Source organism: Prochlorococcus marinus str. MIT 9314 (assembly GCF_000760035.1).
In the GTDB taxonomy this organism is placed as follows: domain Bacteria; phylum Cyanobacteriota; class Cyanobacteriia; order PCC-6307; family Cyanobiaceae; genus Prochlorococcus_A; species Prochlorococcus_A marinus_B.
The window spans coordinates 96,939-114,713 of record NZ_JNAO01000004.1; the positions used below are offsets into that span (position 1 = coordinate 96,939).

Consider the following 17,775-nt stretch of genomic DNA (forward strand, 5'->3'; position numbering starts at 1 on the left):
TTAAAAAAAAAATTTTTATTATAAGAAAAAAAGCATTTGAGTAATTCTGATTTTGATGAAAATGGATTTGATAGCTATGGAATACATTGGCTTCAATATGCTGCTTTTGCTGTCTCTGGTTTTGCTATTTTTACAACCTGGGCATTTTTTTATGATGAAAGATTCCACAACTTTGTAATGAATATTTTCAGGGTTATTAACTGCAGTGGCTTCAACTGTAATGGAGCATTTTGAAATTCTATGGCTAATCCAGATCAAAAAACATTATTAATTGATAATGCTTTTGAGGAAATAAAAAACATTTGTATAAATCTTCAAAAAGATGCTGATGCCTCGAATTCAGAACTTAAAAGTTTACTAAAACTAATTATTAATGAATGGGAAGAAAAAGAAGAACAAAAAACTGGTTTTGGATTCAGGTAAGGTTAGCCACTATCTAAGAAGAGACTTAGCCAAAATCATTTTAATATGAACAGTTTTTTACTTTTAAAATTTAATACTTATAATTTACATTTTTTAGAAAGAAATTAAAAAGGAATGAATCTCAGATAAAAGACTCATTCCAGATTTAGCATTAGTTTTATCTAGATTTAAATTTTATAATTTAACTCCTCTGGTGGACTGTCAATCATTAGATCCCTCCTATTCAACAAGTTAAACCTACGCCTTACTTATTAAGAAAGTAAATCAGTAAAAATGCTGATTTATTATTTTCTAAAATGTTTGAATTAAAGATGCCAATTCTGGTGCATCTAATAAAAGTGCAAAAAATGTAAGCACAACTAATAAAAATATGGAAAAGTAGAATTGAATCATGCTTTAAAATTACTTAAAAAGAATTTTTTAAGTTGTATAAAATAATGCTTTGTTTACATAATTAAATATCTCTACCTAGAGAAGTTTAATTAGAGAATAATTAAGATCCTTCAGGGGAAAATATCGTCCTATTTTTTTGCCAATACTCACAGCCTTTAAGTAAATGATCACCCTGTGGTATGCGTTTTTCGTATTTTGGACAGATTAAGATAGTAGCAAAAGTTTCTGTAGTGCTGTAGCGAAAGTGATGGCAAGTAATGCAAATCTTTGTTCGTTTTCGTTTTAGGATAGATTCTTTTAGATATTCCCATTTTGACGGATTTACCTTGATCATGACTACTGGAATTTATTAGTAACAATTTGCCAACCTCCTGAAATTAATTCATTCCATGTTTCACAAGCACACTCAATGGAATGAAGTCTTGAATTTTTAATTTGAGCTGGTTCACCTAATTCATTTGCATAGAAAAGATGAGTATATACTTGTAAGTTATTAGATAAAGATTTCTTATAACTCTCAAAAAAAATTAATAAACCACTTTTTTTGTTAAACAACCAGCCAGTTGGGGGGTCAATAAGACTGCCACGATAAAAATAAGTCCGAACATTAGCAACTCCTGATGTCATAAAGATAATACAGTTGTACTATTAATATAGATGTACTACTCGTAGGCGTCAAGTATTCCTCTGGTAATTATTTAAAACCTAAAATTACTTTCCAGAAATAATCAGCCATAAACTTCTTATTTGGTAATAGTGAATACAAGTAACTACTTGAAAAGGAAAATATCATTTAAAGAGTATCTCCAAAAGAATGCAATGTATCGAAATCCCTTCTACTTAGGATGGAATAAAGGTTGGTCTTTTTTATTTTTTTTAGAGGGTGGCATTGCAAAAATTGAAGCAAAAGGTTTTGGTATTTCTATTACAACAAAAGTTAAGAAAGGAGAATCACCCCTAGAATCTGCGGATAGATTAGTTTCGAAAGAGCAAAGGATTAGAAAATCAAGATATTATTCTTGGGTTAAATCTATTAATGAAAAAACAATAAATTAACCAATCCTTAAATTTCTAAAGTAATTTGTTGACAGTCAATTTAAAATAGAAAAATAGTCATTTATTTTTCGTGTCCAATAAATTTTATGAATGGTGGAAAAACCATAGAAAAGTTGTAACCTATGGGGCTTTTATCATCTTGTTTGGTTTTTATTTATCTCCTATTGTCAAAGAAGCAAAATACAAAAACCAATGTATTAAGTACTCTACTAAAGGAGCTTTAACTAAATTTAATAAGAATGATATTGGAAAAACTTTACTAGAAGAAACAGGTTTGAATATTGAAGAACTAGCAAAGATTGAAGGTTATAAGAATTGCATTAATTAAAAAGTTCGCAAAAATTATGCTGAGTTTTTAAATGATTAAAGGTATCTCTAAACTTATTTTATTAATACTATTATTTGGATTTATATCAATAAGTCCAAAAACAAGATACTTGGTTGGCATAACTCTAAAAGAAATTTCTTCATTTCTTTTATGGACTGTTAAATTTGAAGATAGAGAAAAATGGATTATAGATAAACCAAGTTGGATACCTGACCAAAAAATTAAGCCATCTTATTAAATGAAGACTTATTTAGAAGAACGAATTGAATGGTATGACGATAATTATAGAAATGGGAATGCTTTAATCTCTGATAAGCAGTTCGACCAACTTGAAAAAAATTTATTAAAAACAAACCCTAATTGTGATTACTTTAAAAAGAAAAATAAACTAGTTTTACCTTCACTAGAAAAGGATTCAATAGATGAATTTTTGAAAGGATTATTAGTAGATACCAGATTATTAATTGAACCCAAAATTGATGGTTGTGCTGTTGCTTTGCAATATAGGGATGGAACCTTGGAGAAAGCAATTTCAAGAAAAGGGGCAGACGTTACTAGTAAAATTACTAAAGTCCAAGACATTCCCAATAATCTCCCTTTACGAGGAGTTCTTCAGGTTAGAGGTGAATTATATGCACCCAACCAAAGTCCAAATATCTCCCAGAGAATCGCTTCTGGATTTCTAAGAGCTAAAGAAGGATTTCCTGAAAGTCTTAGCTTCTGCGGATTTCAAATACTTAATTCAACACTTAACCAATATGAGTCCAAAAAAAGTCTTTCAAAGCTTGGCTTCACGATCCCTCAGGATATTTCATGCAACTTTACGAGCCAAGTTGAAGTATTTAGAAAACAATGGCTAGTAGGGAAGCTTTTTAATAAATATCCAACAGATGGAATAGTTGTAAAAATAAATTCTAGAAAATTACAATTGATTAGAGAAAAATCAAATTTAGATTATCCTTATTGGCAAGTGGCAATAAAACGTTAATGGAATTAATACACCAGATTTTTCCTACTTGGCATATTTACTTGGATATGTTTTTGGTTGGCTTTGCAACTTACGGTTTTCTGAGAATTAAGAAAAAAATAAAAACTAAATAAAGTTTTTAAATCATCCGTGGTCCTTAAGCATGGATTTAAGTTGTTGGGTATCTAATTGTTCAAGATAATTTCTCATTGCCAACCAAGATCTTCTGCTTTCTAACTTTCCACTTTGTTTAAATAAATTTGCGGAAACTTGATCTATTAAATCTTTATGAGTCATATTTATATTCTTCATCAAGTTCAACGACAACACCATTAAAAAATTCTGCTAATAATTTTGATGGGTCTTGCATAGATATCTTTCTATCTACTTTTGATAATTTCTTTTTGATTGGATTTAAGTTAGTCATACAGATTCAGGTAATTCAAGTTCTTCAAAAGTCCAACCTTCTAATTGAAGGTCATGCCATTTATCCCAAGCATTATCCAAATACATTTGAGTGGATGATTTAATTGCCATTGGCTCACCAAGATCATTTGCATAATATGTATGAGCAAAGATTCTCATACTATTTCTTGGAGATTTTTTATTCCTTATAAATAAAATTAATCTGCTGCGGTCTGGGCTAAGCAACCAACCACTTGGGGACTCATTACGATAACCGTAAGAAAAATTAGTCCAAACATTAGCTCCTCCTAAAGTCATTACTTAGTAATACATGTGTACTATAAATATAAATACATTAGGAATGGATCGTCAAGTATTTTGACAAATAAATTATTTACGCTGATAGAGAATAAAAACAGCTCAGTTATTCCAAAAAAAATAAAATACCTACCAAAAGCATGTTATAGCATGCATTTTGATAGGTAACACCAGATCCCCGTCAGTTCTCTGCTGCATCGACCTGGAAATGCCATAGTCTCAAAGAATTCCAATAATAGCTTGAATTACTGGGTTTTCATTGCTATTTTGGTCCTGCATAATGGTCCTGCACGAGTGTCTAGTATTCACCAAAGAAAAGGTAGAACTGGTTATTACATAACAGTTGCGACACCAAAGTCTTTAAGGTCTAAGCTTGGAAATTCAATTAGAAAAAAGGTAGGTAATACTCACAAAGAAGCACTGGCGAATAGGTCAAAGGTCGAAGCAGAAATTCAACGTCAAATTGGAAAGGAACTAAATCAACTTTCACTCGTTGAGGAAGTTCAAGAGAGTTATAAAAAGAATGATCTTTATGAATTACCAAAATCCGAGAAAGAGTTGCTCAAGGATATATATCAAATTGATTTTGATAAAGAAGGAAAACCAACCAACCCTGAAGAGGTAGCACTTTGGGAAGAACTTGATGGGAAGACAACTTACCATCAATGGATCAACAAAAGAAAAATGATTGAAGGTGTGAGTAAATCAACCGTTAATGGATGGCATACAAAACTAAGAAAATTAGCTAACTGGAAAGGATCAGATTATTTAGCAGAACTAACAAAATCGCAAGCAATTAAGTTCAAAGATCATCTCATTCAAAAAGGATATGAACCATCATCAGTCAAAAATATCATTGGGACTCTAAATGCTTTTTGGAATTGGGGAATGGAGAATGAGATTGTCGAAATGAATATTTGGACAGGGTTAAAAAAACGATTGCCAGATCCAGAAAAGAAGGGACTACCTCCAAAAGAAGTCTTGTATAAAGCTACAGAAAAAGCCGTCACAAACCTACACAGGAGACCAATCAATACAACTAATACTCCTAACTAAAAATTGACTGATTAGCAGACCTAACTAACTGCTATTACTACCGCATAGAGGCGGGCGGTAGTTCTTATACAACAAGAGGCGGAGCCTAACTTCGTTAACCTGATATCCTCAGCGAACGAAGTGAGCGGGTGAATGGATATCTTGTTAACACTCTCCCACACTCATCTAACTAAGTGGATAGTGATGAGATTAATTACAATTAACATCCATTAATAACACTATTAATACCAAATCAATAAACAAAGAAAATGAAGGATCAAAACAACAAACTATTTAATAGAGATATGAAGCAAGCTATTAGTCTTGCAATAAAAATAAAAGATCAATATGACAAATCTAAAAATAATCCTAGAGATTATTCAGAACTTAAATCAGACTTTAATAATGAACTATATGTTGATGGTGGAGCTGTAAGAGTAAGGTGAGATGTGGTTTAACAAAGAGCAGTAAAAGTTAAGATTTATATTGATTGACAGTCGATCTAAAATTAAGGGCAATTAGTCCCTTTGTTTTTATGCCTAATACGTTAGTTGTTTCGACCTTTGGTTGTCCTTTTTCTGAATTTGAAATGATGGTAAAAAAAGTTGATAAAGAACAAGGATATGTTTTTTGTTCTGAGTTGGAGATTGTAAAAGTAAATGAACATAAGGCAATGATTCTTATGAACTGTTCTGATTTAGAAAAGTTTGGTGCAATGCTTGAACAACCAGAATTAAAACAATGGGATATTGATAACAACTGTGTAGATACTGTTTATAATCTTGAACTTGTTGAATAAATGAAACGCTTACTACTTGCAGCTAAATTAAATACGATTGAAAGTCGATCTAAATCTTAATTTAAAGATAAATTAAATGCTTTTAAAATTATCGTTTTTAGATTGAAATTATACTATCCAATTTTAGTTATGGCTTACTATCACGTTCATGGCGTTATCCCAGATACTCTTTCGCAATCCGAAGGTTACAAACTCTTTGAACAATATATTGCTTCTGGCGCACCTAAGGATAATTTTGATGGATTTGAACTGATTAGTAGAGTACATGCTCCACAAACTGGAGAAGTTTTTGTAACATGCAAAGCTGACAGTCATCTGAAAATGGCTGAACATTTTGGTATTTGGAGAGCAAAATTTGGCGTTGAATGGAATGTACTTCCCGTTTTTAATGATGAAGAAGTTATTCTAAGAAATAAACAACTTGCTGAAGAACTAGCAGCGATGGGATAATTTAATTGATTGACAGTCGATCTACCATAATTAGCATTTAGCTCCATTAAACAAAATAGTATTGAATCTATTCTATAGAATAAATCTCCTTATTTTTGCTGTAATCCATTCACTAAAAACAACCGCTACTACTATTGCTAATAAAATAACTGATACCTTAGCCCAAGCTAAGTCTCCTATTTGAGCATCTAATTCTATCCCTATACCTCCTGCTCCAACTAAGCCAACAACAGTTGCTTCTCTAATATTTATATCCCACCTATAAATAGAAATACTCGTAAATGCTGGGAGAATTTGAGGCACTATGCCAAAGGTCATAATTTGTGCTTTATTTGCCCCTGTTGCCTCAATAGCTTCAATTTGGTTTTCATCAATTTCCTCTATAGCTTCATAAAGTAATTTTCCACAAAATCCAATCGATCTTAATCCGATAGCAATTATGCCAGCCAAGACTCCCGGACCGACAACTGCAACAAGAAGTAATGCCCAGATTACTGAATTAATTGATCTGCTTGAAACTATGCAAAATAAGGCTAAAGGTCTTAAAAACTTTTTACTTGGGGTAGTATTGTTTGCGGATAAAAAAGCTAATGGTATTGCAATTAAAGTTCCAATCGTTGTACCAATAGTCGCGATATTTAAAGTATCCCAAATAGGTTTTATTAAAGTTAAGAAATAATTAGTTTCTGGAGGAAACATCCTACCTAAAAGATCTAAAGCCTCATTATGTGAATCAAATACATAAAACCAGATTGTTTTACTACTAATCAGACCGAAACAAAAGCTAAAAATTAAAGTACCTAAGAACCAACAAAGCCAGTTTTGTAAATCTCTTTTTCGATCAAATTTTTTCCAGGTTTTGTAATCCTTTTGTTTTATTATTGGCATTACTTTATTAATTTCCTGAGATGACTAGATGTATATTCAACAATCATCACGATAGAAATAATTACGATAAGAACAGCCGCTGCAGTCTCAAATTCATATCTATCAAAAGCTGTATTTAAGGTAGAACCAATACCTCCTCCCCCAACAATTCCAATTACCGCAGACTCTCTAAAATTAATATCCAATCTGTATAAAGATAATCCAATAAATCTTGGCATAACTTGAGGCTGGACACCATAATTAACCCATTGAAACCAACTGCTGCCAGTAGATTTGATTGCTTCAGCTTGGGATTTATTTATGTCTTCAATATCTTCAGATAATAATTTAGCGAAAAACCCTATTGTCGATAAACTCAGAGTTACCATCCCAGCAAAAGGTCCAAAACCCATTAACTTGACAAAAAATATTGCTAGGATAACTTCCTGAAAACTCCTCGACAATGTGATAACTCCTCTTGATAAGAAATAAACAAATTTAGGAGCTATGTTTTTAGCCGCCCCTAAGGATACAGGTATAGAAATAAGTATCCCCACAATAGTTGCAACAATAGTCATCCATAGACTTTCAAAAATGCCTGCCAAAATCTCATCAGATCTAGTTATAAAATCTGGAGGGAAAAAAGCAAATATAAAATTTTTACCCCTTGGGATCCCTTCAAGAATTCTTTGCCAATCAATTTCGGTAGTTAGGAAAACAGATAATAAGTAAGTACTAATTAGCAAAATTAATCCAATTCTTAATAACCTATTTTTTATTAGCGGTTTTCTTTTCCAAATTACTTTCTTATCATTCATTTAATATATTCCTAATTTGCTACAGTTTTAGACCAGTCTTCTTCTCCATATATTTTTGTCAGTATTGTCTCTGATAAGCCACTTGGCTTGCCATCGTAAACAATTTCTCCAGCTTTTAAACCTATTATTCTTTCTGCAAAATTCTGAGCAAGAAAAACATCATGAATATTTATAATCGCAGCAAGATTTCTTTCCTTACATAACTCGCATATTAATCGCATAATTTGCCTGGAATTTTTGGGATCTAAACTAGCTGTAGGTTCATCTACTAAAAGTAATATTGGATTTTGTATCAAAGCTCTAGCAATTCCTACTCTTTGCCTCTGCCCTCCTGACAATTCATCGGCTCTTTTATCAAGCATATGCTCTAGTCCAATTCTTTGAAGCAGACGGAATGCTTCTTCAATATCTTTTTGAGGAAATTTCCTGAAAAAACTATTCCAAAATCCTACGTAACCTAATCTGCCGGAAAGGACATTTTCCATTACACTTAATCTTTCTACCAAAGCAAATTCCTGGAAAATCATTCCAATTTGTCTTCTTATTTTTCTTAATTTAGATTTATTTAAAGAAATAATGTCATTTTTTTCATTAGCGAAATAAACTTTCCCTGAAGTGGGCTCAACTAATCTATTTATTGTTCTAATAAAAGTACTTTTACCAGCACCTGAAGGACCGATAAGAGCAACTACTTGCCCATTAGGAATTTCTAGGTTTATTCCTTTAAGCGCCTCTTCTCCATTTGGATAAACCTTTTTGAGGTTTATTGTTTTAAGCATTAAGTCTGATTTTATTTATGATTAATAATTTTTATTTGCAATCATAAACAACACCATTAGCCTTATCTATTTTTCTAATAACATCCCAATCGTGCTTGTGACTTATTGAAATGAATCTATCAGCCTTTTTAAATTCTTTATCTAATGTTGAATTATCCCAGTTATAGGTGTAAAAAGCTTGCTTTACTTTTGCAACTACAGCTGGATGTAGATTATGAGCATGAGCATAACCTGTCGTTGGGAAGGTTTGGGATTTATAAATAGTTCTTATTTTAGAAGAATCAACAACACCTCTTGCATCCATTCTTGTAAGAACTGAGTTAGCAATTGGTGCTACTTCATAATCTTTGTTTGCAACACCCATTATTGAATTTTGATGCTTGCCAGAAAAGACTGGGGTGAAATCTTTATTTGCCTCAAGACCAAATTCTCCTTTAAGAATGGCCGATGGTGCTTTAAATCCTGAATTAGATGTCTTAGATGTAAATGTAACTTTTTTACCTTTTAAATCTGCAGGAGAATTAATTGGACTATCAGAAGGAACAATAATTTCCATTTCATAACCGTAAGATAAATCTTTTTTAGCCATCATTCCAAATGGAACTGCTCCTGCACATGCTGCTGCCACTGTATTGCTTCCAGTATTAATTCCTGCTACATGAAGACGTCCAGATCTCATTGCCTCAACTTGAGCAGCATAAGATTGAACTGGTAAGAAAGTGACTTTTTTACCAGTCACCTTAGACATATGTATTACAAAATCTTCCCAAACTTTTGCATAAACGGAGGGGTCTTCAACAGGTGTATATGAGAACACAATGGTTTCAGGATCTATCCATTCATCTTCGGAAAGGGGTAGATCTGCGAGAAAATCTCCATCTCGATCACAATATTTGCTGTCAACAGTATTATTTGGATTGCAATCAGATAAATCTAAATCTCCAATTAAATCACTTGATTTGTTTCCACAACTTGAAATACTTGTACTAATTATTGATAGACCTAAGACTATCTTTAATAAATTTTTCATTAGTGTTGAATTTATTCTTCATATTTAACTTGCTCTAAAGAGATTAACTTTTTCCCAAAAAGAGTTTAAATTCTGATTAATTGTTTTATTTTGAGTTAGTCAATTTTTAATCAGATTTATTAGGGAATTAAATAATTTTTAATTTATTTTTAACTTTATAAATTTAGGTTGAAAGCATTTTAAGAAATAAATATGATAATTCCTGAAAAGCAAAATATAGAATTTAAAGAAAATACAATTCTAGAAGTCAAATCAGGAATATTAATAATGCAATCAAAAATCAAGAATAAGAAAAATATTGTTGGGATAATAAATGAAAATGTTGTAATAAATTTGGAATTATGTAACTACGAAAATATTCAATTAATTGCGTTGACAAATTGCGAAATTAAAACAATTAAAAGAGGGCTATTTTTTTCATCTACAGACTTAATAACAAAAAGTCTAAAAAGAATTGATCAATTGGAAAAACTTTTATTAATAAGTAATATAAAAAAATCAGAAGAAAAACTAAAAGAATTTCTTTTATACTTATCTTCAATTATTGGCTTAAAAAAAGATAAACATATTTATCTAAATTTAAAAGAATTTAATTTTACCCATAAAATTATTGGTAAGTCAATTTCTTCAACAAGAGTAACCGTAACAAGAAATTTAAAAATACTAGAAAAAAAAGGTTGGCTCAAATTTGAAAAAAAAGGTATTTTAATTCCGTTTAAAGATAATTAACCAAGCCTTAATAAAATAGATTTATTTTATATATACAAACAATATCTTTATTATGTCTTGCTCTATAACATCTGTTTTTACTTTTAGAATTGAAAGCACTTTCGATGAATGGGCAGCAATATTTGATAGTGCAGAAGCAGATAAAAGGCATTCAGAATTTGATATTAAGCCACTTTTTAGAGGAGTAAGTAAGAAAGATCCTCAAAAAGTTATTGTTATTCATCAAGCTCCAGAAGGTAATGTTCAAAAGTTTGTAGAAGCTAATGGTGACTGGATGGCAACTCATAGAGTTGACTTATCAACAATGGAAGAATCATCTTGGACTTTTTCAGCAACAACGGAGAATTGTTGTGATTAACAAATGAAAAGACTACTATTCCCACTACTAGCTCTCTCAACTATTATCCTTGCGAGTTGTACTAGTAACCCAAACAAAATAGGTACTCAAAAGGTTTCTGAAACCCAAAAGCAGAGAGAAGTCTGTCTAGATTGGTATGGCTACAGAATTGATACCAATAAAGCAATTAATGATTTAAATCTAAAAATTGAAACCGAATCAGAATTAATGGCTTACTGCGATTTCTTCAAGAATGTAGCTGATACAAAATAGATTTTTACAAAAGAATTTATAATCGATTACTCAATAAATATCATTAATCACAAACCATCGTAGATTAAGTAGCATCAGATATATTGTTATTCGTATCTTCAATCTTTTCAATCTCTTTAATCATTTCCTCTAGCCATAAAGTATTATCTTCTGATCTCTTTTTAAAATAAGAAATCTTAGGTTGATTGATTTCTAATGTCTCATAATCTCCACTCATAAAATTTTCCTAAATTTATAACCACTTAAATTTTAGTTAGTTTATTTATTAGTTTTACTAAGGGGAAAATAAGAAAAAATTAATTTATGGTTAATATGAACTAAGACAAATTAAATATTATTTATAAAAATATCGGCACTTAATTTACCTAATGCTAACCACCAGTACAGAAACGAACCGCATCAGCTGTTGGCGAACCAGTCGCTTTCATTTCTTCAACACATTCATTAAAGAACTTTGATTCTTTTTTTAATGAGCAAAAGCTTAGTGCAATAGCTACTAAGGCAACAGCTGATACAACTGCTGATCCTAGTTGTATCACTCCGTAAGCAAGCATAGCTTTATTCTTTTTAAAATCTTTTTTTGTATCTTTCTTTTTATCAGACATTTTTTTTGAAATTCTTAGCTTATTATATTCAACTAAATAACTAGACTCCACATAAAGAAAAGGTGCGTTATAAAGTTAAATGTATATTGTTAATCCCATAACCAAATTCTGAAGAGGAAAAGCTCAAACTAAAGAGTAGAAAAAGTGATGAGAAAATTAATTAAAAATTTATTTGAAATTAATTATTTTGTGATTGGTTTTTGAAAATAATTTAATTTCTTAAAGATAACGTTTTCTTAAATTATTTTTAAATTTCATATGACATTAATATAGATAATTGAATAATCTTAATGCATATTGATGATGCAGTGTTTTTAGAGGATTTATGCCCTAAGCTCAAATTAAGATTCTGGCGAAAGTCTATTCATACATTTACGAGCAAAAGATGCATATATTGCGGAAAACCTTCAGAATCAATTGATCATATATTGCCACGAAGTAAAGGAGGTTTAAACTTAACAGAAAATTGCGTTCCAGCTTGTCTTTCATGCAATGGAAACAAATCAGACGAGAATGTTTTTTCTTGGTACAGAAAGAAAAATTTTTATGACCCTCGAAGAGCAATGGCTATTAGAGCATGGTTAGAGGGAGATTTAAGATTATCTATAAGATTATTAGAATGGGCTAATAAAGAAATTAAGGAAAATAAAGAAAATTTTGAACAAGAAGAATTAAATCTAGATGCTGCTTAACTAGAAAATTTGAGGGAAATTTGAGGGGACGCTTATTAAAAACAATACTTTTGTTAGGTTCAATTTTTGTTGTTTTTATTTGTTTTAATCCAATTTCAAGAATTTATATTGCTGATTATTTAGAAAAGATATCCTTATTTTTATTTAAAACAGTAAGTGAAGAAGATTTAAATAAGTGGTATGAGAAAAGAGATAAGTATGAATTACTTGAGAAATTAGGAGGAACTTCTTATTGATTGACAGTCGATCTACAATAAGTAGCAATTAGCTTCTTTTTTATGTCAATTGAAACAACTGTTTTAGATTTCAAATTAAGCAATACTTTTGAGGAATATGAGGCTCACATGACCGCTCCTGAACAACAAGCCATGTTTAAAGAGATGGGAGTAAAAACCTTTTATATTGGCAAATCGTTAGAAGACCCAAAGAGAGCAACCGTTATGTTTCAAGGACCAGTAAATACTTGTTACGACATCTTTATTAACCCAGAAACCAAACCAATAGTTGAAGCATCTGGTCATATTTATGAAGGAACAATAATTAACCGCTGGATTTCTGAATAATTTTGAAATGCTTACTAACTTGCACCTCCAAAAATTAGAAATTGACAGTCGATCTAAAATAAGGGGCAATTAGCTCCTTTTTCTTTTGAAGAGATTTGTTTTATTACCCTTATCATTGATTTTACTGACTAGTTGTTCCGCCGTAGATAATTATAAAAGCGAGTTAAAAGAGGAATTAAAAACCGAATTAAAATCTGAAATCACAGCTACTTTAAAAGAAGAATTTGATAAAAATAATAAATACGAGATACAAATTATAGATGATACTTTACTGGGTATAAGTAATTTTGAAACAGAACAACCTAGCTATGGAGGTTGCAGAGTTGAAGGGGATTTTAAATTTAATATAAAAGTACCTGACAATTTTACTGGTGATATTTCAGATACAGAAGCAACTTACCTAATTAAAGGAAAAGAAAAAATTTATTCTTATTTTGAGACATTCATTGATGGTAAATCTCTTAATGGTACAAATTTATATGAATACGAAGAAAATCGACTTTCTACAGATGGACAATTAATATGTTCAATAAATTCTTCTGATGATATTAAATTAAAGTCTTTTAGTAAAAAAATTATGTTATTCCCTGCGATCAAGCCACTAGTAAAATGAAACGCTTACTACTTCTACTAATTTTTAAATACTAAAATTGATTCTAAAAAAATGGTACAAATTTTTTAACCCGCATATCGCTACAGAATGGATTCAGATTAACCCCCTAAGGGGTCTAGAAGCTCCTAAAAGGAGCCTTAGCCATAAGATGATATATATCAATTTGATATGCAGTCCCTTAAGTCAAGCTATAAAGTTTGCTATGACTCTATTTATAGATATTAGAGTGGTCCTGCATAATTATCTTTTTAATAAAGGAAAAGCCGGTATTCGAGTCTTTTTATATCCTAATTAATAAATTATTTATTTATCTAGCGATCTGTTGCCTCAGTTATAACTTAGTTTTGTGAGCGATTGCTAATATGGTCCTGCAATTGGTACTGCAATTTGGTCCTGCACTGTGGTCCTGCACCCCTAATTATGAAAAATAAAATACCTACCAAAAGCCTGTAATAACAAGCAGTTTGATAGGTAACACCGGATCCCCGTCAGTTCTCTGCTGCATCGACCTGGAAAAGCCAGAAGAGGATTCAAAGTGGGCTTTCGTTTCCGATTACAAGATCGGTTTACTACCGCATCACGACAGTCTCCTCAAGTCGAAAGAGAGTCAGATCAGAGCACATAAAGAAGAACTTAACCAAAGATCCAGTAATCTAACTCTAACTTATTTTTTTATGCATTTGGAGATGGCCAAATGTCTCTTACCATAGTTAACAAAATTTGAGCTTCATCATATCTTTCTAAATGCGTTTTACCATTTAATAAAAATGTGATGTGAGCCATTTTTCTTCCCAGAATTTCGCGAGATTTTCCATAACAATGAATATTAGAACCCTCAATTTCAGATAACATTTTAATTCTGGTTTCCATTGAGATTGGGAAATTCTTTTTTAACCCCAGTAGATTTATCATAATTGCACCTTCACAGTTCATTTTAATTTCAGGTGACATTATCCCAGAAGAAATGCAAACATATTGATCAAACTGACTTGAAGTGCAAGCTTCAATAGAGAAATGAGCTGAGTTATGTGTTCTAGGAGCTATTTCATTAATTAAAAGACCATTATCTCCATAGAAGAATTCAATAGCTAAAACTCCAACGTAATTAAGTTCATTAACTATTGAAGAGAAAATATTTATTGCAAATAAGTTCAAATCATATTCATTTGTTCCAGGTGCAAGAACCCAATCACAAACATGGTTTGATTGAAATGTCTCAACTATTGGGAAGAATCTTATCTTACCGGACCTATCTCTCGAACCAACGAGAGCTAGTTCTTTTTCATACTTTATCCATTCTTCTATTAACCATTCATCAGAATTATTCTCTGTTAAAAAAGAATCTAAATCTTCTTTTGTCTTTATTTTTCTGTTCCCCTTACCGTCATATCCACCTTTATTTGATTTTGCCATTAGAGGAAAATTCCAATTATTGATTTCCTCATCCGAGAGATTTTTAAAATCTTCAATGCTTATCCATTTTGGACAGGGAATATTCATTCTATCTATTAATTTTTTTTGAGAAAACCTATCTACTAATGGCTTAATTGCATCAAGGCTTGGGACAAAAATATCTTTATTGTCAATTAAATTTAATTTATCAATCTTTATCCATTCATTTTCAAAAATTATTTTTTCACACTCATTAACTAATGATTTATTACCTCTTATCTTTAAAGGATCAGCTTCTATGACATGATCTGCTTTTGAACCAGCAGGATCATCACAAGATTTTGTTTGCACACATACTTCTAAATTTCTTTTTTTTGCTGCCTCGGTTAACATCAAAGCCAATTGACCACCTCCAATTATTCCCAGGGAATATTTTTTCTTAAGATCGTTTATATTTTTTTTAAAACTCATAGCATGATTTTATTACCATTTCTAATTCTTAACAACTGAATTTTTAAGTATCTAGAGCTTAGATTTTGCTAATATATAAAGTATTTAATACTAAATATTTATAAATTTTAACTAGGTAATCAATTGTGAATAAGAGAAAAATATTAGTCCCATTAGGCGTTAAGTCATACGAAGTTACTCTAGAACCAGGGATACTGAATAATATCAGCGAAGAACTTTTAAAAATTGGAATAACAAAGAATAGAAAAATACTTGTGATTTCAAATGAAGAAATATCAAATTTGTATGGAGAAAAATTTTTAAATAATTTAAAAGATAATAAATTTCAGGCCCAAATGTTCCTTATCAAAGCTGGAGAATCATATAAAAACTTAAAAACCTTAAGTGAAATATATGATGTAGCATTTGAATTTGGCTTAGATAGAAATTCAATAATTATTGCCCTTGGAGGAGGAATTGTTGGCGATGTAAGTGGTTTTGCAGCTGCGACTTGGCTGAGAGGTATCGAATATATTCAGATTCCAACAACATTATTATCAATGGTTGATTCATCTGTGGGAGGAAAAACAGGAGTAAATCATCCAAAAGGTAAGAATTTAATTGGAGCTTTCAATCAACCAAAAGCAGTTTTTATTGATCCAGAAACTTTAAAAAGTTTGCCCAAAAGAGAATTTAGTGCAGGCATGGCCGAAGTAATAAAATACGGAGTAATAAGAGATAAAGAACTTTTCGAATACTTAGAAATTGAAAAAAACAAGAATGAGCTTGTAAATCTCAAGAATGAATATCTAATTAAAATAATTGATAGTTCAATAAAAACAAAGTCACATATTGTTTCGCAAGACGAACATGAAAATGGTGTTAGAGCAATATTGAATTATGGTCATTCTTTTGGTCACGTTATTGAAAATTTGTGTGGATACGGCAAATTTCTACATGGTGAGGCAATATCAATTGGTATGAATATTGCGGGGGAAATAGCAATTGAGAAAGGGTTATGGTCTAAGGAAGAGTTAGAGAGACAGAAAAATCTTTTGAAGAATTATGATCTTCCTACCCAGATCCCCAAAATAAATAAAGAAGACGTTCTAACAATACTTATGGGCGATAAAAAAGTTCGTGATGGCAAAATGAGATTTATATTACCGAAAGAGATTGGTGAAGTAGATATATATGATGATGTAGAGGATTCATTATTTTTAAAGTTTTTTTCTTAACGCAAACAGGTTGAATTTATATTCATTTTCTTCTCATTAAACTTTTTAAAAACAAACCACTTAAAATCGCCTAAACAAACAGGATCAACGAGTCTAAGTAATGCTTCTCTTCTTAGGAGGGCATTTGATAAATCCTCTTTAATTTCTTTCTGAATCCCATAAAGTCTCTCTGCTAATCCAAGTGCCAACAAAGCCTCTCCTTGTTTAGCTATTCCAACAGTATCAAATCCAAGAGTCTCAGCATCATTAATTAAAGTTTCTATGCAAACATGAGATGTTAAATCGCAATTTCCAGGAGAATCTAGGACATTATTCGTCATTTTTTGATTTTCATAAGAAACTATCGTCCCATCAGAATTCTTAGAGGTGTAGTATTTTTTAGCTTCTTTAGCGTAATCAATTATCAATAAAATACCATTATTGATTTTCCCATAAATAGCTTCTAACCATTTTGAGTTATCTATATGCCATTCTGTCGTCCATCCTTCAAGAGCATCTTCAGGCGGAATAATGATTCCCAACTCACTTTTAGCAAGTTCAATACATTTTCTCAATTCACTTGTAATTTGCATTTCATCAAAATATAATTTACTAGATTTTTTGTCTATAGAAACTGCTTGTCGAAGTAATTTTCCTTTTGAAAAGGTTATTCTCTCTACTGGCAAAGCATCCAAAACCTCATTTGCTAGAACTATTCCATTTATATTATTTTCCTCTACTTCATCCAAATCTTTCCATAAAATATCAATACCTAAGTTCAAAAATTCTTCCAATTTATTTTTTTGTTTTTCTACCATCCCTTCATTTGGTTCGATAATTACAAAAGAAACTTCTTCCAAAAAATTCTTATTGTTTTCTAAAAAATATTTAATTAATCCACTCATAAAGCTTCCATCTCCTGCTCCAAATTCAACTACAGCTAATTTCTGATTAGATAAAAAACTATTTTTGAACTGAATCAACCAATCTTCTATTTGTTTACCAACCAAAAAAGCAAAATCATCAGATAAAGAGGGTGATGTGACAAAATCTCCTCGAAAGCCTAACTCAGCTTTACCGCTGCCGTAATAACCATTAATAGGATCATTTAATGCAAAATTCATAAAGTCATAAAAACTTATAGTCCCACCCATTTTTATTATTTCTTTTACTAACCAATCTGGATTATTCGCGGGAAAGCTATTCATCGGCGAAAATATAAAAAGACAGAACTTA

Annotated in this window: 30 protein-coding genes and 1 other RNA gene; 18 read left to right on the top strand and 13 right to left on the bottom strand. The window is 30.9% G+C overall.

Annotated elements, in window-relative coordinates; genetic code table 11:
- The first annotated feature begins 36 nt into the window (after window positions 1-36).
- Together EU98_RS06750 and EU98_RS06745 are read left to right on the top strand one after the other, a co-directional pair.
- Window positions 37-234 (top strand): hypothetical protein, encoded by a 198-nt coding sequence (locus tag EU98_RS06750; protein WP_032515292.1) that lies wholly within the window; start codon window positions 37-39, stop codon window positions 232-234.
- A gap of 6 nt (window positions 235-240) precedes the next feature.
- Window positions 241-423: a hypothetical protein gene (locus EU98_RS06745; RefSeq protein ID WP_032515294.1), complete on the top strand. Its 183-nt coding sequence runs from the start codon at window positions 241-243 to the stop codon at window positions 421-423.
- Between the two features lie 729 nt (window positions 424-1,152).
- Here the strand turns inward: EU98_RS06745 and EU98_RS06740 are convergent.
- Window positions 1,153-1,443, bottom strand: a complete 291-nt coding sequence (locus EU98_RS06740) for a DUF1651 domain-containing protein (RefSeq protein ID WP_032515295.1) — start codon at window positions 1,441-1,443, stop codon at window positions 1,153-1,155.
- Between the two features lie 192 nt (window positions 1,444-1,635).
- Here EU98_RS06740 and EU98_RS0108795 point away from each other — a divergent pair, with 192 nt between their 5' ends.
- The 4 genes from EU98_RS0108795 to EU98_RS06725 all read left to right on the top strand — a co-directional run bounded on the left by EU98_RS0108795 (window position 1,636) and on the right by EU98_RS06725 (window position 3,188).
- Window positions 1,636-1,872, top strand: a complete 237-nt coding sequence (locus EU98_RS0108795) for a hypothetical protein (protein ID WP_025938176.1) — start codon at window positions 1,636-1,638, stop codon at window positions 1,870-1,872.
- A gap of 70 nt (window positions 1,873-1,942) precedes the next feature.
- The gene (locus EU98_RS06735) at window positions 1,943-2,200 is read left to right on the top strand and encodes a hypothetical protein (protein WP_032515296.1); all 258 of its coding nucleotides are present in this window, start codon (window positions 1,943-1,945) and stop codon (window positions 2,198-2,200) included.
- Between the two features lie 31 nt (window positions 2,201-2,231).
- A complete protein-coding gene (locus EU98_RS06730; RefSeq protein WP_032515297.1) occupies window positions 2,232-2,438 on the top strand; it encodes a hypothetical protein in 207 nt (68 codons plus the stop codon).
- Complete coding sequence (locus EU98_RS06725; RefSeq protein ID WP_032515298.1) at window positions 2,439-3,188, top strand: NAD-dependent DNA ligase; 750 nt, start codon at window positions 2,439-2,441, stop codon at window positions 3,186-3,188.
- A gap of 123 nt (window positions 3,189-3,311) precedes the next feature.
- Here the strand turns inward: EU98_RS06725 and EU98_RS09765 are convergent, their stop codons facing one another.
- The 3 genes from EU98_RS09765 to EU98_RS06720 are packed head-to-tail and all read right to left on the bottom strand — an operon-like array spanning window position 3,312 to window position 3,890.
- On the bottom strand, window positions 3,312-3,464 hold the full coding sequence (locus EU98_RS09765; protein WP_193742993.1) for a hypothetical protein: 153 nt from the start codon (window positions 3,462-3,464) through the stop codon (window positions 3,312-3,314).
- Window positions 3,454-3,594 (bottom strand): hypothetical protein, encoded by a 141-nt coding sequence (locus tag EU98_RS09770; protein ID WP_193742994.1) that lies wholly within the window; start codon window positions 3,592-3,594, stop codon window positions 3,454-3,456. Before EU98_RS09770 ends, EU98_RS09765 begins: the two co-directional genes overlap by 11 nt.
- Window positions 3,591-3,890: a DUF1651 domain-containing protein gene (locus tag EU98_RS06720; protein ID WP_012007505.1), complete on the bottom strand. Its 300-nt coding sequence runs from the start codon at window positions 3,888-3,890 to the stop codon at window positions 3,591-3,593. Before EU98_RS06720 ends, EU98_RS09770 begins: the two co-directional genes overlap by 4 nt.
- Window positions 3,891-4,184: 294 nt before the next feature.
- Between EU98_RS06720 and EU98_RS06715 the strand changes: the two genes are divergently transcribed.
- The 4 genes from EU98_RS06715 (at window position 4,185) to EU98_RS06710 (ending at window position 6,174) form a co-directional block, all read left to right on the top strand.
- On the top strand, window positions 4,185-4,946 hold the full coding sequence (locus EU98_RS06715; protein WP_152557464.1) for a phage integrase SAM-like domain-containing protein: 762 nt from the start codon (window positions 4,185-4,187) through the stop codon (window positions 4,944-4,946).
- Between the two features lie 248 nt (window positions 4,947-5,194).
- On the top strand, window positions 5,195-5,371 hold the full coding sequence (locus tag EU98_RS09775) for a hypothetical protein (RefSeq protein WP_193742995.1): 177 nt from the start codon (window positions 5,195-5,197) through the stop codon (window positions 5,369-5,371).
- A gap of 44 nt (window positions 5,372-5,415) precedes the next feature.
- A complete protein-coding gene (locus EU98_RS0108800) occupies window positions 5,416-5,724 on the top strand; it encodes a hypothetical protein (protein ID WP_025922604.1) in 309 nt (102 codons plus the stop codon).
- Window positions 5,725-5,853: 129 nt separating this feature from the next.
- Window positions 5,854-6,174: a DUF3303 domain-containing protein gene (locus EU98_RS06710; protein ID WP_032515300.1), complete on the top strand. Its 321-nt coding sequence runs from the start codon at window positions 5,854-5,856 to the stop codon at window positions 6,172-6,174.
- A 72-nt stretch (window positions 6,175-6,246) separates the two neighbouring features.
- Here EU98_RS06710 and phnE (EU98_RS06705) read toward each other — a convergent pair whose 3' ends face one another.
- Genes phnE (EU98_RS06705) through phnD form a run of 4 tightly spaced genes read right to left on the bottom strand, consistent with a single transcriptional unit; the run spans window position 6,247 to window position 9,668 of the window.
- Window positions 6,247-7,062, bottom strand: a complete 816-nt coding sequence (gene phnE, locus EU98_RS06705) for a phosphonate ABC transporter, permease protein PhnE (protein WP_032515301.1) — start codon at window positions 7,060-7,062, stop codon at window positions 6,247-6,249.
- Complete coding sequence (phnE, locus tag EU98_RS06700) at window positions 7,062-7,859, bottom strand: phosphonate ABC transporter, permease protein PhnE (protein WP_025980370.1); 798 nt, start codon at window positions 7,857-7,859, stop codon at window positions 7,062-7,064. Before phnE (EU98_RS06700) ends, phnE (EU98_RS06705) begins: the two co-directional genes overlap by 1 nt.
- Before the next feature lie 11 nt (window positions 7,860-7,870).
- A complete protein-coding gene (phnC, locus tag EU98_RS06695; protein ID WP_032515302.1) occupies window positions 7,871-8,638 on the bottom strand; it encodes a phosphonate ABC transporter ATP-binding protein in 768 nt (255 codons plus the stop codon).
- Between the two features lie 31 nt (window positions 8,639-8,669).
- Complete coding sequence (gene phnD / locus EU98_RS06690; protein ID WP_080725812.1) at window positions 8,670-9,668, bottom strand: phosphate/phosphite/phosphonate ABC transporter substrate-binding protein; 999 nt, start codon at window positions 9,666-9,668, stop codon at window positions 8,670-8,672.
- A gap of 192 nt (window positions 9,669-9,860) precedes the next feature.
- On the opposite strand from phnD, the gene EU98_RS09350 reads away from it, so the two are divergent.
- Genes EU98_RS09350 through EU98_RS06680 form a run of 3 tightly spaced genes read left to right on the top strand, consistent with a single transcriptional unit; the run spans window position 9,861 to window position 11,007 of the window.
- Window positions 9,861-10,397 (top strand): Crp/Fnr family transcriptional regulator, encoded by a 537-nt coding sequence (locus EU98_RS09350; RefSeq protein ID WP_052045497.1) that lies wholly within the window; start codon window positions 9,861-9,863, stop codon window positions 10,395-10,397.
- A 52-nt stretch (window positions 10,398-10,449) separates the two neighbouring features.
- Entirely contained in the window at window positions 10,450-10,755 is a 306-nt protein-coding gene (locus EU98_RS06685; RefSeq protein ID WP_025881779.1) for a DUF3764 family protein, read from the top strand.
- A gap of 3 nt (window positions 10,756-10,758) precedes the next feature.
- A complete protein-coding gene (locus EU98_RS06680) occupies window positions 10,759-11,007 on the top strand; it encodes a hypothetical protein (RefSeq protein ID WP_032515303.1) in 249 nt (82 codons plus the stop codon).
- A 64-nt stretch (window positions 11,008-11,071) separates the two neighbouring features.
- On the opposite strand, the gene EU98_RS09780 is transcribed toward EU98_RS06680, so the two are convergent.
- Both EU98_RS09780 and EU98_RS06675 read right to left on the bottom strand, forming a co-directional pair.
- On the bottom strand, window positions 11,072-11,224 hold the full coding sequence (locus EU98_RS09780; protein ID WP_193742996.1) for a hypothetical protein: 153 nt from the start codon (window positions 11,222-11,224) through the stop codon (window positions 11,072-11,074).
- 154 nt (window positions 11,225-11,378) lie between these two features.
- The gene (locus tag EU98_RS06675; RefSeq protein ID WP_025880550.1) at window positions 11,379-11,612 is read right to left on the bottom strand and encodes a hypothetical protein; all 234 of its coding nucleotides are present in this window, start codon (window positions 11,610-11,612) and stop codon (window positions 11,379-11,381) included.
- 290 nt (window positions 11,613-11,902) lie between these two features.
- Between EU98_RS06675 and EU98_RS0108810 the strand changes: the two genes are divergently transcribed.
- From EU98_RS0108810 to EU98_RS06660, 4 genes are all read left to right on the top strand, one after another.
- Complete coding sequence (locus EU98_RS0108810) at window positions 11,903-12,304, top strand: HNH endonuclease (RefSeq protein WP_032515304.1); 402 nt, start codon at window positions 11,903-11,905, stop codon at window positions 12,302-12,304.
- 20 nt (window positions 12,305-12,324) lie between these two features.
- Entirely contained in the window at window positions 12,325-12,540 is a 216-nt protein-coding gene (locus tag EU98_RS06670; protein ID WP_032515305.1) for a hypothetical protein, read from the top strand.
- A gap of 42 nt (window positions 12,541-12,582) precedes the next feature.
- The gene (locus EU98_RS06665) at window positions 12,583-12,867 is read left to right on the top strand and encodes a DUF3764 family protein (RefSeq protein WP_025957052.1); all 285 of its coding nucleotides are present in this window, start codon (window positions 12,583-12,585) and stop codon (window positions 12,865-12,867) included.
- 85 nt (window positions 12,868-12,952) lie between these two features.
- Window positions 12,953-13,480: a hypothetical protein gene (locus EU98_RS06660; protein ID WP_152557465.1), complete on the top strand. Its 528-nt coding sequence runs from the start codon at window positions 12,953-12,955 to the stop codon at window positions 13,478-13,480.
- Window positions 13,481-13,950: 470 nt separating this feature from the next.
- Here the strand turns inward: EU98_RS06660 and ssrS are convergent.
- Together ssrS and EU98_RS06655 are read right to left on the bottom strand one after the other, a co-directional pair.
- A non-coding RNA gene (gene ssrS, locus EU98_RS09425) (6S RNA) lies at window positions 13,951-14,135 on the bottom strand.
- A 17-nt stretch (window positions 14,136-14,152) separates the two neighbouring features.
- On the bottom strand, window positions 14,153-15,343 hold the full coding sequence (locus tag EU98_RS06655; protein WP_032515309.1) for a 5-(carboxyamino)imidazole ribonucleotide synthase: 1,191 nt from the start codon (window positions 15,341-15,343) through the stop codon (window positions 14,153-14,155).
- A gap of 125 nt (window positions 15,344-15,468) precedes the next feature.
- Between EU98_RS06655 and aroB the strand changes: the two genes are divergently transcribed.
- Window positions 15,469-16,560, top strand: a complete 1,092-nt coding sequence (gene aroB / locus EU98_RS06650; RefSeq protein WP_032515310.1) for a 3-dehydroquinate synthase — start codon at window positions 15,469-15,471, stop codon at window positions 16,558-16,560.
- Here aroB and EU98_RS06645 read toward each other — a convergent pair.
- The gene (locus EU98_RS06645) at window positions 16,557-17,747 is read right to left on the bottom strand and encodes an SAM-dependent methyltransferase (RefSeq protein ID WP_032515311.1); all 1,191 of its coding nucleotides are present in this window, start codon (window positions 17,745-17,747) and stop codon (window positions 16,557-16,559) included. The genes aroB and EU98_RS06645 overlap by 4 nt on opposite strands.
- Between the last annotated feature and the right edge of the window lie 28 nt (window positions 17,748-17,775).

Bases quoted from the DNA above. Each gene is read 5' to 3' on its own strand.
- EU98_RS06745 (WP_032515294.1), top strand. From the start codon at position 241: ATGGCTAATCCAGATCAAAAAACATTATTAATTGATAATGCTTTTGAG.
- EU98_RS06740 (WP_032515295.1), bottom strand. From the start codon at position 1,443: ATGACATCAGGAGTTGCTAATGTTCGGACTTATTTTTATCGTGGCAGT.
- EU98_RS0108795 (WP_025938176.1), top strand. From the start codon at position 1,636: ATGTATCGAAATCCCTTCTACTTAGGATGGAATAAAGGTTGGTCTTTT.
- EU98_RS06730 (WP_032515297.1), top strand. From the start codon at position 2,232: ATGATTAAAGGTATCTCTAAACTTATTTTATTAATACTATTATTTGGA.
- EU98_RS06725 (WP_032515298.1), top strand. From the start codon at position 2,439: ATGAAGACTTATTTAGAAGAACGAATTGAATGGTATGACGATAATTAT.
- EU98_RS09765 (WP_193742993.1), bottom strand. From the start codon at position 3,464: ATGACTCATAAAGATTTAATAGATCAAGTTTCCGCAAATTTATTTAAA.
- EU98_RS09770 (WP_193742994.1), bottom strand. From the start codon at position 3,594: ATGACTAACTTAAATCCAATCAAAAAGAAATTATCAAAAGTAGATAGA.
- EU98_RS06720 (WP_012007505.1), bottom strand. From the start codon at position 3,890: ATGACTTTAGGAGGAGCTAATGTTTGGACTAATTTTTCTTACGGTTAT.
- EU98_RS09775 (WP_193742995.1), top strand. From the start codon at position 5,195: ATGAAGGATCAAAACAACAAACTATTTAATAGAGATATGAAGCAAGCT.
- EU98_RS06710 (WP_032515300.1), top strand. From the start codon at position 5,854: ATGGCTTACTATCACGTTCATGGCGTTATCCCAGATACTCTTTCGCAA.
- phnE (WP_032515301.1), bottom strand. From the start codon at position 7,062: ATGCCAATAATAAAACAAAAGGATTACAAAACCTGGAAAAAATTTGAT.
- phnE (WP_025980370.1), bottom strand. From the start codon at position 7,859: ATGAATGATAAGAAAGTAATTTGGAAAAGAAAACCGCTAATAAAAAAT.
- phnC (WP_032515302.1), bottom strand. From the start codon at position 8,638: ATGCTTAAAACAATAAACCTCAAAAAGGTTTATCCAAATGGAGAAGAG.
- phnD (WP_080725812.1), bottom strand. From the start codon at position 9,668: ATGAAAAATTTATTAAAGATAGTCTTAGGTCTATCAATAATTAGTACA.
- EU98_RS09350 (WP_052045497.1), top strand. From the start codon at position 9,861: ATGATAATTCCTGAAAAGCAAAATATAGAATTTAAAGAAAATACAATT.
- EU98_RS06685 (WP_025881779.1), top strand. From the start codon at position 10,450: ATGTCTTGCTCTATAACATCTGTTTTTACTTTTAGAATTGAAAGCACT.
- EU98_RS06680 (WP_032515303.1), top strand. From the start codon at position 10,759: ATGAAAAGACTACTATTCCCACTACTAGCTCTCTCAACTATTATCCTT.
- EU98_RS09780 (WP_193742996.1), bottom strand. From the start codon at position 11,224: ATGAGTGGAGATTATGAGACATTAGAAATCAATCAACCTAAGATTTCT.
- EU98_RS06675 (WP_025880550.1), bottom strand. From the start codon at position 11,612: ATGTCTGATAAAAAGAAAGATACAAAAAAAGATTTTAAAAAGAATAAA.
- EU98_RS0108810 (WP_032515304.1), top strand. From the start codon at position 11,903: ATGCATATTGATGATGCAGTGTTTTTAGAGGATTTATGCCCTAAGCTC.
- EU98_RS06665 (WP_025957052.1), top strand. From the start codon at position 12,583: ATGTCAATTGAAACAACTGTTTTAGATTTCAAATTAAGCAATACTTTT.
- EU98_RS06655 (WP_032515309.1), bottom strand. From the start codon at position 15,343: ATGAGTTTTAAAAAAAATATAAACGATCTTAAGAAAAAATATTCCCTG.
- EU98_RS06645 (WP_032515311.1), bottom strand. From the start codon at position 17,747: ATGAATAGCTTTCCCGCGAATAATCCAGATTGGTTAGTAAAAGAAATA.